The sequence below is a fragment of the Brachybacterium halotolerans genome (genome assembly GCF_016623465.1).
Lineage (GTDB): Bacteria > Actinomycetota > Actinomycetes > Actinomycetales > Dermabacteraceae > Brachybacterium > Brachybacterium halotolerans.
Genome location: NZ_JAEDAJ010000007.1, coordinates 111,057 through 125,154, shown reverse-complemented (window position 1 = coordinate 125,154; position 14,098 = coordinate 111,057). Strand labels below are relative to the sequence as shown.

General features: G+C 75.5%; 12 protein-coding genes. 6 read left to right on the top strand and 6 right to left on the bottom strand.

Annotation, left to right across the window (positions count from 1 at the left end):
- Nucleotide 1 precedes the first annotated feature (1 nt).
- Genes I8D64_RS17840 through I8D64_RS12335 form a run of 4 tightly spaced genes read left to right on the top strand, consistent with a single transcriptional unit; the run spans nucleotide 2 to nucleotide 4,116 of the window.
- The gene (locus I8D64_RS17840; protein ID WP_200503087.1) at nucleotides 2-616 is read left to right on the top strand and encodes a DUF4129 domain-containing protein; all 615 of its coding nucleotides are present in this window, start codon (nucleotides 2-4) and stop codon (nucleotides 614-616) included.
- Nucleotides 613-1,818 (top strand): DUF4350 domain-containing protein, encoded by a 1,206-nt coding sequence (locus I8D64_RS12345; protein ID WP_200503086.1) that lies wholly within the window; start codon nucleotides 613-615, stop codon nucleotides 1,816-1,818. The genes I8D64_RS17840 and I8D64_RS12345 overlap by 4 nt, the downstream gene beginning before the upstream one ends.
- Nucleotides 1,815-2,801: an AAA family ATPase gene (locus I8D64_RS12340; protein WP_200503085.1), complete on the top strand. Its 987-nt coding sequence runs from the start codon at nucleotides 1,815-1,817 to the stop codon at nucleotides 2,799-2,801. Before I8D64_RS12345 ends, I8D64_RS12340 begins: the two co-directional genes overlap by 4 nt.
- Nucleotides 2,802-2,811: 10 nt before the next feature.
- The gene (locus tag I8D64_RS12335; protein ID WP_343068568.1) at nucleotides 2,812-4,116 is read left to right on the top strand and encodes a DUF58 domain-containing protein; all 1,305 of its coding nucleotides are present in this window, start codon (nucleotides 2,812-2,814) and stop codon (nucleotides 4,114-4,116) included.
- Nucleotides 4,117-4,155: 39 nt separating this feature from the next.
- Here the strand turns inward: I8D64_RS12335 and I8D64_RS12330 are convergent, their stop codons facing one another.
- A complete protein-coding gene (locus I8D64_RS12330) occupies nucleotides 4,156-5,151 on the bottom strand; it encodes a stage II sporulation protein M (RefSeq protein ID WP_200503084.1) in 996 nt (331 codons plus the stop codon).
- Nucleotides 5,152-5,267: 116 nt separating this feature from the next.
- On the opposite strand from I8D64_RS12330, the gene I8D64_RS12325 reads away from it, so the two are divergent.
- Complete coding sequence (locus tag I8D64_RS12325) at nucleotides 5,268-6,122, top strand: RDD family protein (RefSeq protein WP_200503083.1); 855 nt, start codon at nucleotides 5,268-5,270, stop codon at nucleotides 6,120-6,122.
- A 34-nt stretch (nucleotides 6,123-6,156) separates the two neighbouring features.
- Here I8D64_RS12325 and I8D64_RS12320 read toward each other — a convergent pair whose 3' ends face one another.
- Together I8D64_RS12320 and I8D64_RS12315 are read right to left on the bottom strand one after the other, a co-directional pair.
- Nucleotides 6,157-7,842, bottom strand: a complete 1,686-nt coding sequence (locus tag I8D64_RS12320) for a phosphohexomutase domain-containing protein (RefSeq protein WP_200503082.1) — start codon at nucleotides 7,840-7,842, stop codon at nucleotides 6,157-6,159.
- Complete coding sequence (locus I8D64_RS12315; protein WP_228357932.1) at nucleotides 7,835-8,203, bottom strand: DUF3499 family protein; 369 nt, start codon at nucleotides 8,201-8,203, stop codon at nucleotides 7,835-7,837. The genes I8D64_RS12320 and I8D64_RS12315 overlap by 8 nt, the downstream gene beginning before the upstream one ends.
- A gap of 68 nt (nucleotides 8,204-8,271) precedes the next feature.
- On the opposite strand from I8D64_RS12315, the gene I8D64_RS12310 reads away from it, so the two are divergent.
- Entirely contained in the window at nucleotides 8,272-8,736 is a 465-nt protein-coding gene (locus I8D64_RS12310) for a metallopeptidase family protein (protein WP_200503081.1), read from the top strand.
- 6 nt (nucleotides 8,737-8,742) lie between these two features.
- Here the strand turns inward: I8D64_RS12310 and I8D64_RS12305 are convergent, their stop codons facing one another.
- Genes I8D64_RS12305 through I8D64_RS12295 form a run of 3 tightly spaced genes read right to left on the bottom strand, consistent with a single transcriptional unit; the run spans nucleotide 8,743 to nucleotide 14,073 of the window.
- Complete coding sequence (locus I8D64_RS12305; RefSeq protein WP_200503080.1) at nucleotides 8,743-10,326, bottom strand: DUF5719 family protein; 1,584 nt, start codon at nucleotides 10,324-10,326, stop codon at nucleotides 8,743-8,745.
- Nucleotides 10,323-13,745 carry a hypothetical protein gene (locus tag I8D64_RS12300; RefSeq protein ID WP_200503079.1) on the bottom strand — a complete coding sequence of 1,141 codons (3,423 nt, stop codon included), beginning with the start codon at nucleotides 13,743-13,745 and terminating at the stop codon, nucleotides 10,323-10,325. Before I8D64_RS12300 ends, I8D64_RS12305 begins: the two co-directional genes overlap by 4 nt.
- 28 nt (nucleotides 13,746-13,773) lie before the next feature.
- Nucleotides 13,774-14,073 (bottom strand): WhiB family transcriptional regulator, encoded by a 300-nt coding sequence (locus I8D64_RS12295; RefSeq protein WP_152354387.1) that lies wholly within the window; start codon nucleotides 14,071-14,073, stop codon nucleotides 13,774-13,776.
- Nucleotides 14,074-14,098 lie beyond the last annotated feature (25 nt).

Sequence of the window (14,098 nt, the reverse complement as noted above, 5' to 3'; positions counted from 1 at the left end):
CGTGGATCCCGATGAGGCGCGCCGCAAGGTCCTCGAGGAGCTCGCGCGCGGCGAGTACCACCGCGACCAGGGCTTCCTCCCCTGGCTCCTGGGGATGCTCGAGGACTGGCTGGACTCCCTGACCGGCGGCGCGGGCGGCGCCTCCACGGTGCTCATCGTCGTGCTCGCGGTCCTCGTCCTGCTCGTGGCGCTCTCGTTCCTCGCGGTGCTGCGCCGCAGCGGGCGCATGCGGCGCGACACAGCCCTCAGCGTCTCGTCGCGCCTGGACGCGGATCCCGTGCTGAGCGGGCAGGAGCTGCGCCGACGGGCCCGCGCCGCGGCCGACGAGCACCGCCCCGGCGATGCGGCGGTGCTGGGCATGCGCGCGCTCGTGCGCGACCTCCAGGAGCGCACCCTTCTCGACCTCGCCGAGGGCATGACCGCTCACGAGGCGGCCGACGAGGGCTCCCGGGCCTTCCCCGACGTGCGCACGCGCCTGCTGCGCGCCGCCCAGGTCTTCGACACCGCCGCTTACTCCCGTCATCAGGTCGAGGCCAAGAGCGCCGAGGACGTGGTGCGCCTTGCCGAGTACCTCGCCGAGGCCGCTCCGCAGCTGCGCGAGGCGGAACCCGCATGACGGCCCCGACCACCTCCGCCGCTTCCGCACCCGCCGCACCCGCCGCCCCCGATCGGCCAGGGCCGCGCACCTCCACGCGCGTGCTCACGGTCGCGCTCGCCCTCGTGGTGCTCGCAGCGGTGCTCGCCGTCGCCCTGCGCGGCACCTTCCGCGACGGCCCCCTCGAACCCGCCGCGCCCACGCCCCAGGGCTCGAAGGCCGTGGCCCGCGTCCTCGAGGGCGAGGGCACGGACCTCGAGGTCCGCCGGTACACGACCGACGCCGCGCAGGCCCTCGCCGAGGGCCGCACGGTGCTGGTCACCGACCCCTCGGCGCTCGACGCCGCCCAGCTCGACCGCCTGGCCGAGGCCCGCGCGAGCGGCCACGGACACCTGGTGCTCGTGCGCCCGAGCTTCTTCGTCCTCGCGCACCTGGCCCCGGACATCCGTCCCGCCGGGTCGCTGAAGGAGACCACGAGCCTGGGGGCCGACGACTCCTGCGCGGCGGCGTCCCTGCACGCCCGCGAGATCCGCGTGGGTCCCGCGGAGGACGTCGCGAAGAGCGCGACCCTCTACCGCGCGGGGGACGGCTTCGATGCGTGCTTCCGCCATGGCGACGGCGCGGCCGTGGTCACCGGGGAGGGCGTCACGGTGCTGGGCTCGGCGACGCTGCTGACCAACGCGGGAGTGGGGGACCTCGACAACGCGGCGGTCGCCCTGAACGCCCTCGGCGGGGACGACGGCGCCTCCGCCCTCACCTGGTACGTCCCCTCGCCCACGGACCCCCTCGCCGAGGAGCACCCCTCGCTCCTGGACCGGCTGCCGGACTTCGCGCTGCCGCTGGCGCTGTGGGCGTGCGCGATCATCCTCGCCGTCCTCCTCGCCCTCTCGCGCCGGCTCGGCCCGGTGGTCGTCGAGCCCCTGCCCGTGAGCGTGCGCGCCCGCGAGCTGACCGTGGGCCGGGCCCACCTGCTGCATCGGGCCGATGCGCGCGACGCCGCGGCCCGCTCGCTGCGAACGCGGACCGCCGTGCGTCTGGCCTCCCGGCTCGGCGTGCGCCGCGAGGGCCGCCTGGACGCGCTGATCGCGGCCCTCGCGCCCCATACCTCTCTCGCGCCCGAGCAGCTGCGGACGCTGCTGGGCCCCACCCCCGTGCGCAGCGACCAGGAGCTGCTGCGCCTGAGCGAAGACCTCGACGCCCTCGAGAAGGAGATCCACCGATGAGCGCAGTCCCCGATCAGCCGACGCCGCCCGCGCCCGAGAGCCCGCGCGAGCGCCTGCGCGCCCTGAGCGACGAGATCCACAAGGCGGTGGTGGGCCAGGACGCGGCCGTCACAAGCCTGGTGGTCGCGCTGCTGTGCCGCGGCCACGTGCTCCTCGAGGGCGTGCCGGGCGTCGCCAAGACCCTGCTGGTGCGCTCCCTCGCCGAGGCGCTCGACGTGGACATGCGCCGCGTCCAGTTCACGCCGGACATGATGCCGGGCGACGTCACCGGCTCCCTGGTCTACGACAACTCGACCTCGGACCTCGTCTTCCGCGAGGGCCCCGTGTTCACGAACCTGCTGCTGGCCGACGAGATCAACCGCACGCCCCCGAAGACCCAGTCGGCGCTGCTCGAGGCGATGGAGGAGCGGCAGGTGACGATCGACGGCCGGCCGCGCGCGCTCCCGGATCCGTTCATGGTGGTCGCCACGCAGAACCCCATCGAGTTCGACGGCACCTACGCCCTGCCCGAGGCGCAGCTGGACCGCTTCCTCCTCAAGGCCGTGCTGCCGCTGCCCGAGCGCGAGCAGGAGGTGGACGTGCTGCGCCGCCACGCGGAGGGCTTCGACACCCGGGACCTCGCCGCGGCGGGGCTGCGCACCGTCGCCGATCCCGCCTCCCTGCGCGCCGCCCAGGAGGAGGTGCGCCAGGTGCGCGCCGAGCAGAGCGTCCTCGAGTACGTGGTGGACGTGTGCCGCGCGACCCGGCGCTCCCCGAGCCTGTCCCTCGGCGTCTCCCCGCGCGGGGCGATCGCGCTGCTGCGCACGGCGAGCGCCTGGGCGTACCTCACCGGCCGCGACTTCGTGACGCCCGACGACGTGAAGACCATGGCCCCTGCGACCCTCTCCCACCGGGTGCGCCTGACCACCGAGGCCGAGCTCGAGGGCTCGCAGGTGCAGGCGGTGCTCGCCGCGACGCTGGCCGGCGTGCCGGTCCCCCGCTGAGGAGCCGGACGTGAGGGACCTGCCCGCCCTGAGGCTGCGCGGCGCCCTGCTGGGCGTCGTCGGCGCGCTGCCGATCGTGCTCGTCCCGCACTGGGCGACTGTGCTGGTGTGCGCCCTCGTGTGGGTCGCGCTGCTGGTGCTCGACCTCCTGCTCACGCCGTCGCCCAAGACCCTGCTGGTGCGGCGCCGCTCCCCCGGGCAGGTGCGTCTCGGGGAGGAGGGCACGGGCCGCCTGCTGGTGACGAACCCCGGCGACCGCGGCGTCGACGTCCGCCTGCGCGACGCCTGGAACCCGACGGCCGGACTCGCCGACCAGCGCGCAGAGCTCACGATCCCCGCGCGGGAGCGCCGGGCCGTGGACCAGGTGTTCCGCCCCACCCGGCGCGGCCGGCACACGAGCCGCGCGCTCGTGCTCGCCGTGCGCGGCAGGCTGGGTCTGATCGAGCGCCGCGGGACGCGGCAGGTGCCCGGGGAGCTGCTGGCCCTGCACGCCTTCGGCTCGCGCCGCCACCTGCCCTCGCGCATGCGCCGCCTGCGGGAGATCGAGGGCCTCGCGGCCGTCCACCAGCGCGGCCAGGGCACGGAGTTCGACTCCCTGCGGGACTTCGTGGACGGCGACGACGTGCGCTCGATCGACTGGCGGGCGACCGCCCGCCGCCGCAGCGTCGTGGTGCGCACCTGGCGGCCCGAGCGCGACCGTCACGTACTGATCGTCGTGGACACCTCGCGGACGTCCGCGGGCCGCGTGGGCGACGCCCCGCGGCTGGACTCCGCGCTCGATGCCACGCTGCTGCTCACGGCGCTCGCCGCGCAGGCCGGCGATCGGGTGGACGTGCTGTGCGCCGACCGCGTCCCCCACGTGCAGGTGCACGGCGGCAACGCCCGCACGGTGCTGCACGACGTGGTCGCGGCGACCGCCCCGGTCGAGCCGGCCCTCGTCGAGTCCGACTGGGAGATGGTCGCCTCGGAGATCCGCCGACGGGCCCGCCGCGGAGCCCTCGTCGTCCTGCTCACGCCGATCGAGCCGGGAGCGGCCGGCCAGGGACTGCTCCCCGTCGCCTCCCGCATCGCCGCCGATCATCCGCTGATCGTCGGCTCCGCGGCCGACCCGGCGCTCGCGAGCATGGCGCGCGAGCGCGGGAGCATCGGGGCGGTCTACCGGGCCGCGTCGGCAGAGCAGGAGACCATCGAGCGCGAGGGCACGGCACGTGCGCTCGAGCGCTGCGGGGCGCATGTCGTGGACGTCGTCCCCGACGACCTCCCCCAGGCGATCGCCGATCAGTACCTCGCCCTCAAGGCCGCCGGCAGGCTCTGAGCAGTTCGCCCGTCGCCCGTCGCCCGCCGCCGGCGGCGCTCAGGCGGCGACGGCCACCTGATCCCCCACGACCTCCTCGGGGAGGTCGCCGGTGATCCCGGCGCGGGCGACCCGGCGCCCGCGGACGATCATCACCGCGAGGAACGCGGCCCAGGCGAGCACGCCGATGCCGATGCGCACGGCGGCGGGGAGGGAGCTGGGCGTCACGAAGGCCTCGATCAGCCCGGAGACCAGCAGCACGGCCACGAGCCCCACGCCCACGGTGATCATCGCGCGGGCCGCGCGGGCGAGCGCCCACGTGCGCGGCAGCGGCCCGGGGTGCACCCACGCCCAGAACAGGCGCAGACCGGCGCCCGCTCCCACGCAGATCGCCGTGAGCTCGAGCAGCCCGTGCGGCAGCAGGTACACCAGCAGCGTGCCCAGGTGGCCGTGCGCGGCGAGGACCCCGCCCGAGAGCCCGATGTTCAGGCCGTTGTTCAGCAGCATCCACGCCGGCCACACGCCGGTCACGCCGAGCACCACCGACTGCAGGGCGATCCAGGCGTTGTTCGTCCACACGCTCGCCGCGAAGCCGCTGGCCTCGCCCTGGGAGTAGTAGCCGACGAAGTCGTGCTGGGCGAGCCGGCGCTGCTCGGCCTCGGTGAGCACGGCGGAGCGGGCCGACGGGTCCAGGCCGAACCACAGACCGGACACCAGCGCGGTCACGAGCAGCAGCGCGGCGCATCCGGCGACCCACCAGCGGGCCTCGTGCAGGGCCGCGGGCAGGTCCTCCCAGAGCAGGTCGCGCACGCGCCGCCACAGAGGGACCCGCGCGCCGGTGATCCGCAGCCGCGCGCGCTGCAGCAGCACGGACAGGCGCGCGGTGAGCACCGGATCGGGGTTCGTCGAGCGCACCGTGGACAGGTGGGTCGCGGTGCGCCGGTACAGCGCGATCAGCTCGTCGATGCCCGCGGCGTCCAGATCGCGGGTGCGGGTGAGCACCGCGAGGCGGTCCCAGTCCTCGCGGTGCACGGCGATGAAGGCGTCGGTGTCCACCTCGCCAGCGTAGGCGAGGCGCGCGGAGCGCACGTGCGACGAAAGTCGAGGCGCCGCGGTGCGCTCGTCGACCTCCGGGTGAGGCCGCTCGCGCGCGCCGATGGGAGACTGGGCGCATGTCCACGGCAGCGGGTCCGACGAGCGGGAGCGCCCCGAGCGCCTCGCGCGATGCGATCGTCACCGGCGAGGCCGTCCACCTGGACCTGCGCCCCGCCTCCTTCGCGACCCGCCTGCTGTCCTATCTGATCGACGGCGCCGTCATGCTCGCCCTGAGCATCGGGTCGACGGTGGGCGTCGTCGCGCTCGCCTCCCGCACGGGGCTGGACTCCGGCTTCGTGCAGGCCGCCCTGGTCCTCGCGAGCGTGCTCGCCTTCCTCGGCTACCCTGTGCTCACCGAGCTGCTGATGGGCGGGCGCAGCCTGGGCCGCCTGGCGACGGGCACGCGCGTGGTGCGCGAGGACGGAGGCCCGGTGCATGCGCGCCAGAGCCTGCTGCGGGCCCTCATGGCGATGCTCGAGATCTGGTCGACGACGGGTGCGATCGCCCTGGTCACGGCGCTCGTCGACCGGCGCTCGCGGCGGCTCGGCGACATGCTCGCCGGCACCATGGTGATCCAGGAGCGCATGCGCGCCCCGCGTCCGGTGCGCGAGCGGATGCCCGAAGAGCTCAGTGCCTGGGCGGCGGGGGCAGACGTGGGCCGCCTGCCGCTGCCGCTGCTGCAGGACGTGCGCTCGTTCCTGCCCCGCGCGCACGCGCTGAATCCGGATTCGCGCCGCGAGATCGCCCGCGATCTGCTGCAGCGCACCATGCCCTCGGTGACGCCCGCGCCGCCGCCCGGGACCGATCCCGAGATGTTCCTGCGGGCCGTGCTCGCCGAGCGCTCCCGACGCGACGAGGAGAAGCTGCGCGCCGCCGCGGAGCGCGAGCGCGAGCTCGCGGCCGATGTGCGCGCGGTGCCCTTCGCGCAGTAGCATTCGCCGCGCTGCGGGGAGGGACGCGCAGCGGTCAGTCGCGCCCGGCGATGAGCACGGGGATGCCGCCGCGGATGCGGTACTCGTGCCCCTGCTCGGCGCAGCGCAGCACGTCGGCCGCGCCGTCCTCCGCACCATCCTGCGAGACGGCGTCGGAGAGCTCTGCCCCGCACTGGGGGCAGCGCAGGACCCGACGCAGCCACGCCGGCCCGTCGAATCCGGCCTCGCTGCTCATCGCGACCCCGCCCCCGCTCTCGTGCTCGTGCTGGTCCTCGTGCACCGAGTCGTCGCGCACCATGTCGTCGCGCACCGTGTCGTCACCCGTGCCCTCGTCGATCATCGCGAGCACCTCGTCGCGCACGGCGCGCATGGTCGCCTCGTCGGCCGCCTCGACGTTCAGCCGCAGCGCCTGCTGGGTGTTGGAGGAGCGCAGGGAGAACCACCACTGCTCCCCCTCCGCGCCCCAGTGCCGCACGGTCAGCCCGTCGAGCTCGTCGATCTCGACGCCCTCGCGCGGGGCGAAGGCCGCACGGATCGCCTCGCGCATCGCGGCGGCGGATGCGGGACGGCGATTGATCTCCCCGCTCGCGGCATAGGGCGTGTGCCCTGCGACCAGCGCGGACATGCTCGACCCGCTCTCCGCGAGCGCCGCGAGCACGTGCAGGGCCGCGAGCATGCCGGAGTCGGCGCGGAAGAACTCGCGGAAGTAGTAGTGGGCGGAGTGCTCGCCACCGAACACGGCGTCCTCGCGCTCCATGATCGCCTTGATGAGCGAGTGCCCGACGGGGGTCACCAGGAAGCGCCCGCCCGCGGCCTCGACGGTCTCGGCGACGTGCCGGGAGGAGACGACGTTCGCGACGACCGTCGGGGACTCCTCGCCCCGGGCGCGCGCCCGGGCGATCTCCCGTGCGGCGATCAGCGCGGTCACGGCGGAGGGCGGCACCGGGGCGCCGGTCTCGTCGACCACGGTGCAGCGGTCCGCGTCGCCGTCGAAGGCGAGCCCCAGGTCTGCGTCCTCCTCGCGCACTCGCGCGGCCAGATCGGCGAGGTTCGCGGGGTCCGTCGGATCGGCGGGATGGTGCGGGAACGAGCCGTCGAGCTCGAGGTGCAGACCGATCATCTCGACGCCGGACAGGTGGGCGGCCACGGCGGGCATCGTCAGCCCCGCCATCCCGTTGCCGGCGTCGACGACCACCCTGAGCGACCGCGTCCCCTGCACGGGGGCGAGCCGCAGCACGGTCGCGACGTAGTCCTCGAGAGTGTCGAGCTCCTGCAGCCGGCCGCCGGGGATCTCGGGGATCTCCCCGGCGTCGAGCAGCTCCTCGGCGCGCACGCGGAGGTCGTCGAGGCCGGTGTCGCGGCTGATGGGGCGCGCGCCGGGCAGGCACAGCTTGATGCCGTTGTCCTGCCCGGGGTTGTGGGAAGCGGTGATCATGGCGCCCGCCGCCCGGTAGAGGCCGGAGGCGCAGTACAGCTGGTCGGTCGCGCTCAGCCCGGCGAGGCCGACCGTGGCTCCGCGGCGCACCGCGCCCTCGGCGAAGGCGCGGGCGAGCTGCGGGGAGCTCAGGCGCATGTCGTGGCCGAGGATCAGGTCCTTGGCCTCGAGGCTGTCGGCGAACGCGGCGCCGAAGGCGCGCACGACGTCCTCGTCCAGGGTCTTCCCGGCGACGCCGCGCACGTCGTTGGCCAGGACGATCGGGCGCAGATCGTGATCAGTCATCGCTCGACCTCACCACGTGCAGGTGGCGCTCGGCGGGACGCGGCTCGGGGCGGCCGTTCGCGCGGGCGGCGTCGCGGTCGACGGGCGGGGCGCCGGCGGCGTCCTCCGTCTCGTGCGCGTCGAGCGCGGCGGCGAGCGCGACGAGGTCGTCGACGGCATCGGCGCTCCCCGCGACCCGCAGCATGGTCCAGCCGCGCGGCGGCGTCATCCGCGACGCGTGCTCCTCGCAGAGGTCGTAGGCGTGGGGGTCGGCGGTGCGGGCGAGCGGTCCCACCACGAGCGTCGAGTCCTCGTACACGAAGGTCAGGGAGCTGACGGCGGGGCGGGTGCAGCCGGTCTTCGAGCAGTCGCGATGAGGCACGCCCTCGAGTGTACGCAGTGGGCGAGCCGGGCCGCGGCCCGCGACACGAGCGCGTTAGAGTGCGATGCATGACGGGTCAGCGAGTTCTCGGCGGCGCCTCGGGCCCGGTGGGCCGCTCGCGCGGACGGCGCCGTGACCGGCACGGACGCGGACTGCGCGGTGACCTGTTGCCGCCCCACCTGCCCGGTCATCTCTCCCGCCGCGAGCTGTTCGAGGACACCGTGCTCGACGCGGCTCGCGCGCTCGTGGAGCGATACCCGCGGCGCCTCGAGCATCTCGAGGTCGCGGTCGAGGAGGTCCCGCTGACGGATCCTGCGCCGTGGGAGGAGAGCGCCGTCGCGCTCGGCCGGGCGTTCCCCGCGGACCGCGACCACCCGCCGCGCGTGGTGCTGTTCCGCCGGCCGATCCAGACCCGCTGCTCCCTGCCCGGCGATCTCGACCTGCTGGTGCGCCAGGTCCTGGCCGACCAGATCGCCTCCCTGCTGCACCTGGACCCCGAGGACGTGGACCCCGAGGCCTGGGGCGAGGACTGAAGCCCCTCAGCCCAGTCGCACCGTCGTCCCCGAGCCGCCGGTCGCGGCGGGGATCACGGGGACCGAGGTCAGCAGGGGCCCGGCCTTCGCGTTCGCCTCGGTCTGGATCCAGGCGGCGTGGACCGCATCGGGATCGTCGGGGACCACGACGAGCCCGGCGATGCCGCCCTTCGTGCCCGTGAGGTCTTCTGCGGGGACGTCGGTCGCGCTGTCGCCGGCGAGGTCGAGCTCGACGCTCTTCCCCGCGCCGCCGTCGGCCCCGACGGGGATGACGGTGACGTGTGTGGCGTCGGTCGCGGCCAGGGAGAGGGCGCCGTGGGCGCCGTCTGTCGGGAGGGCGATCACCCCGGAGTCGCGCAGCGCCGGGGCGGGCTGGGCGACGGCGAGGTCCGAGGGCTTCCCGATCGTCTTGCCGAGCTTCTTCTCGGACTGGACGTGCGAGCGGACCACTGCGCTCACCTTCTGGTCGGAGTCAGCGGTGATCGCGAGGTCCCCGTCGACGCCCTCGACGGGCACCGTGATGACCGATCCCGCGGGCACGGTGACCTCGTCGCCGAGCCCGGGCAGGTCCACCGCTCCCTTGGCGTCCTGGGCGGCGAGCTGCACGTGCGCGTCCGCGCCGGACTCGTTCATCAGCACCACCTGGGCCTTCGTGCCCTTGCCGATGCGCACGCCGGGGATCACGGAGCTGCGGGAGGCCTCCGGGAGGTCGGAGAGGATCTCGCCTCCCAGCGGGGTGAGCCCGTCGCGCTCGGTGTCCTGGAGGGACATGGCCAGCGGCGCGCCGACGGTGCTCACGCTCACACCGATCACGTCCTGGTCGGGGACGATCGACTCGAGAAGCACGCGCTCCTCCTTGCCCGGGGCCACCACGACCTGGGAGCGGCCGCCCATGTCGGCGGGGCCGTCGGCCGTCCAGACCTGGATGGAGGCGGTCGCGGGACGGTCGGTGGTGCTGCGCAGCAGCAGGGAGGCGCTCGCGCCGCTCGCGGTGGAGGCGCCGAGGAAGCTCGCCTGGGTGGAGGCGCCGGTGCAGCGGGTCGCGCTGAGGGAGCGGAAATCGCCCGCGTCGGTCGTCGTGGTCTGCACGGCATCCGCGACGACCTGCTGATCCTGCGATCCGCGCACCGTGACCTGCGGGCCGTTCGAGATCGAGGAGATGGTCTGGGCGCTCGCGCCCACGTCGCCCGTCGCGGTGTCGATGCCGAGGTCCTCGCCCGCGGCATCGGCGGCGGTGATCGACGGCGCGAGCGGGTTGCCGTCCGCGTCCTGCCTCGTGCTGGAGGCGGCGACGCGGCCGAAGAGCAGCGAGGAGTCCGCATCCAGGCCCACGCTGCGCACGCCCACGCGTCCGTTCGGCCCGCTCGAGGAGAGCTTCTTGTCCCCCGTGCTCCCCTGCAGCTCCTTCGGGACCTGGACGGGCCCGGGGCAGACGAGCGCGGCGGCGCTCGGCGAGGCCGTGGTCTCGGCGCGCTCGACCGAGCGGTCCGGGGACCCGCCGGCCAGGGGGCCGACGAGCGCTCCGGCGCCGAGCACGAGGATCGGCACCACGCTCGCGAGGGCCAGTGCGGGCCGCATCGATCGGGTCACAGGGCACCACTCTCCTGGCTCTCCTGCCAGGGCTCCTCGCCCCGACGGCGGCCGGGGCCGGCCCGCCAGGGCACGGCGACCACGGCGGTGATCAGCACGGTCAGCGCGAGCACGATCGCGAGCACCAGGCGCCAGGGGTCCTGGCGGTGGATCTCGAGGTGCCCCGAGGCGCCGGCGGGGACGGTGAAGCCCTGGGCCCAGCCGTCGACGGTGACGGGCGCGAGCGCCTCGCCGTCGAGCGTGGCCTCCCAGCCGCCCTCACGGCGCTCCGAGAGCACGACGGTGCGCTCGCCCTGCGCTGCGGCCACCTCGCCCTCGGCGTCGATCACGCCGCTCGCGAGGGTGGTCTCGTCGTCGGCCGACGGGTTCTCCCCCGCCGGGCGGATCACGACGCGGGCTCCCGCATCGACGACGCGCCACATGCCGCCGCTGCTGCCCTCGGTGACCTTCTCGAGCTGCGGGGAGGAGTCGAGGGCATCGGTGAGGGCCGGCGCGTCCTGCGAGGACCCGGGCACGACGACGTAGCCGACGCCGAGGGTGCGCAGACGCACGGGATCGCTCGCGGCGTCGGCCGTGAGCAGCTCGCCGGTGGCCTCGCGCAGCGCGGTCGAGGCGGGATCCTGGTCGACGGCGGCGCCCGAGCCCGCCGCGGCGAGGGTCCTCGCGGCGACGGAGCCGGAGTCCTGCTGGGCGGTGGGCCCGCCGTCCACGACGAGGTGGGCGTCGACCGAGTCGTCGTCGCCCTGGGAGAGCACGAGGACGCGTCCGCGCGCCTCGGAGGTCCCGAGGTCGCTCGCGGCCTGCGGCACCTCGTCGCTCTGCGTGCGGTGCACCTGCAGCGCGTCGGGCAGGCTGAGGGTCCATCCGATCGTGGCGACGAGGCAGCAGGCGGCGACGAGACCGGCGATCGCGACGGTCGCCGCGCGGCGCGCGCCGGATTCGCGGCCGCTGCGGCGCGCCAGGGCGTCGCAGGTCGCCGCGCAGCCCACGAGGAGGGCGAGAAGGGCGAGGCTGAGCACGCCGCCGATCGGTGCGCTCAGCAGCTTCTCGTCACCGACCTCGGTGGGCACGGCGCGGGCCAGCAGGGCCGTCGCCATGGCGAGAGCGGCGAGTACGATCGCGAGCCGCCCCGCGCGGCCCGCGTCGGCCTGCTGGAAGGGGGCGAGCAGCGCGCCCAGCAGCACCGGGGCCATCAGCAGCACAGGCAGCGCGCCTGCCGCGGACGCGCCGAGAAGCCCCTCGAGCGCCGTCCAGGAGGGTGCGGGCGCGGGCCACAGGGCGAGCAGCTCGAGCCCCGAGGGGGCCTCGGCGGAGGCGGGGACGCCGGCGACGTGCAGCAGCGCGGACGGGTGGGCGATGAAGACGCCGAGGTAGGGCAGCTGCAGGGCGAGCGAGGGCACCAGCACCCAGATGAGGCGCCGCCGCCTGCCCGGCACGAAGGCCGCGAGCAGGGCGAGGGCGAGGCCGACGAGGATCACGAGCACGGGCTGCACGGCGCCGATCACGAGCAGCACGAGCCCCGCGGCGGCGGCCGCGGAGACGCTGGCCTGGGAGACTTTGTGGACCAGTCCGATGGCCCGGCCCACCGCGAGGGCGAGCAGGGGCAGCAGCAGGTGGACGAGCACGAGCGGCCAGGCGCCGGAGCCCAGGGAGGCGAGGAGGGGCGGGCCGACGGCCCAGGCCACGGCCAGGGCGAGGCGGGCGCCGACGGCGCGGGTGAGGGCGCCGGCGGCCCACCAGGCGCCCATCGCGGCCAGCGGCACCGCGAGGACGAGCAGCGCGCCGAGCGCGCTCTCGGGCAGAGGGAGCGGGGCGATCAGGCGCAGCAGGGCGTCGCCCGGTCCGCGCGCGCCCAGTCCCCCGTCGCCGCCGGGCACCCAGCTCGACCAGGCGATCTGCGTGCGCTCTCGCCAGTCGTCCGCGAGGGTCTGCAGCTGCGGGCCCTCGAGGTGGCCGCGCGCGAGCAGCGGACGCGCGCCCACGATCCCGGCGACCAGCGCGAGCGCCGCGAGGATGATCGTCCACACGCCGTGCCGGCCGAAGTCCGCGTCGTCTGAGCCGTGGGTGGTGCCGGCGATCCCCCACGTGGTGCGGCGGATGCGGCGGGCGCGCTCGTCGTCGGCGAACACACGCGTCCAGATCGCCTCGAGGCGGCGGCACAGCGCCTCGGTGCGCGGCAGGTACAGGGGCGCGAGGCGCCGCCGGGGCACGAGCGCCCTGCGGGAGGCCCGCGCGCCGCGGGCGATGACGCCGGGAGCGCGCCGGTATGCGGCGAGGGTCCCACGCAGCTCGGCGAGCGCGAGACGGGGCGACTGGGCGGCGACCTGCCCGAGCATCCGCGCCAGGGTCCCGAGCGGCATGCTCAGCAGGAGGGTGAGCACGACGCCCAGCAGCGGGCGGTGCTTGAGCAGCAGGAGCATCTGCCCGCGCCGGTGCTCGCGCAGCAGGGCGGGGGCGGGAGCCTCGCGATGCGGGGTCAGCACGCGCGCGTCGGGAGCGACCTCGACGCGCTCCCCGCCGCGCCAGACCCTCTGGCCGAGGTCGATCTCGGCGAAGGGCGAGCCGAGCGCGGGGTCGGTGCCGCCGAGCCGCGCGAGGGTGCTCTCGCGCACGAGCAGACCGGGAAGGGCGACGCCGAGCACGTCGTGGCGCCAGTCGGACTGCCCCTGATCGATCTCGCCGGGCTCCACGCCGGTGACGATCCGGCCGCTGTGGGTGAGGGTGAGACCCACGTCCACGAGCACGTCGGCGTCGTCGGCCGTCGGGCGGGAGGTGCTCTCGCCCGGGGTCTCGTCCGTGGCGTCGTCGTCCTCGTCGGACGCCGCGGGGCGCAGGCGCTTGGAGCCGATGAGGGCGGCCGTGGGCGAGGCCTCGGCGGCGTCCACGAGGGCGCGCAGGGAGGCGCGACCGGGCAGCGCGTCCTCCGTGAGCAGCCAGAACCAGCTCTCGGAGTCGGCGGAGGCGCGGCGCCTGCCCGCCGAGGGAGCGGCGATCGCCGCGCCGCCCTCGCGCAGGCGGGTCGGCATCTGCGCGGTCTCCTCGGCCTCGCGCACGAGTCCGCGCTCGTGCGCATCGCGGTCGATGGGGCGCATGTGACCGCCCGCGCGCGGGGCGGCCTCGGAGACGTCCCGCTGCTGGACGTTCGTGAGCACCCCGCTGGACAGGGACGTCATGATCTCCCGGACCGCGCTCGCGAGTCCCGCGCCGGCGGGGATCCGCAGCACCTCGTCGATCGCTCCCTCGTCGGCGAGCGCGGCGACCTGTGCCTCGCGCTCCTCGCCGAGCTGCCCGCGGGCGATCACCGCGACGCGATCGGCCGCCCTCTCCTGGGCGGAGAGAGCGGCGAGGGCGGTCGAGAGGGATTCGGGGTCGTCGCGTCCGCCGAGCAGGAGGACGGCGGTGACGTCGCGCGAGGTCACAGGCGGCGGGCCGGGTTCGCGGGGCCGGTCAGACGGCGCGGCGCTTGAGCTTGCGGCGCTCGCGCTCGGAGAGACCGCCCCAGATGCCGAAGCGCTCGTCGTTCTCGAGGGCGTACTCGAGGCACTCGGCGCGCACCTCGCAGGAGACGCACACCTTCTTCGCCTCGCGCGTGGACCCGCCCTTCTCGGGGAAGAAGGCCTCGGGGTCCGTCTGGGCGCACAGTGCGCGCTCCTGCCACGAGACCTCGGCCTCTTCGCCGTCGGCCACCAGCTGCAGGAGGGAGAATTCCTCCGACTGCGCATCATCCTCGTCGCGCGTGCGTTCCATCGGCACAGTTCCTTCCTCAGGGGGA

Bases quoted from the DNA above. Each gene is read 5' to 3' on its own strand.
- I8D64_RS12310 (WP_200503081.1), top strand. From the start codon at position 8,272: ATGACGGGTCAGCGAGTTCTCGGCGGCGCCTCGGGCCCGGTGGGCCGC.
- I8D64_RS12340 (WP_200503085.1), top strand. From the start codon at position 1,815: ATGAGCGCAGTCCCCGATCAGCCGACGCCGCCCGCGCCCGAGAGCCCG.
- I8D64_RS12345 (WP_200503086.1), top strand. From the start codon at position 613: ATGACGGCCCCGACCACCTCCGCCGCTTCCGCACCCGCCGCACCCGCC.
- I8D64_RS12320 (WP_200503082.1), bottom strand. From the start codon at position 7,842: ATGACTGATCACGATCTGCGCCCGATCGTCCTGGCCAACGACGTGCGC.
- I8D64_RS12295 (WP_152354387.1), bottom strand. From the start codon at position 14,073: ATGGAACGCACGCGCGACGAGGATGATGCGCAGTCGGAGGAATTCTCC.
- I8D64_RS12325 (WP_200503083.1), top strand. From the start codon at position 5,268: ATGTCCACGGCAGCGGGTCCGACGAGCGGGAGCGCCCCGAGCGCCTCG.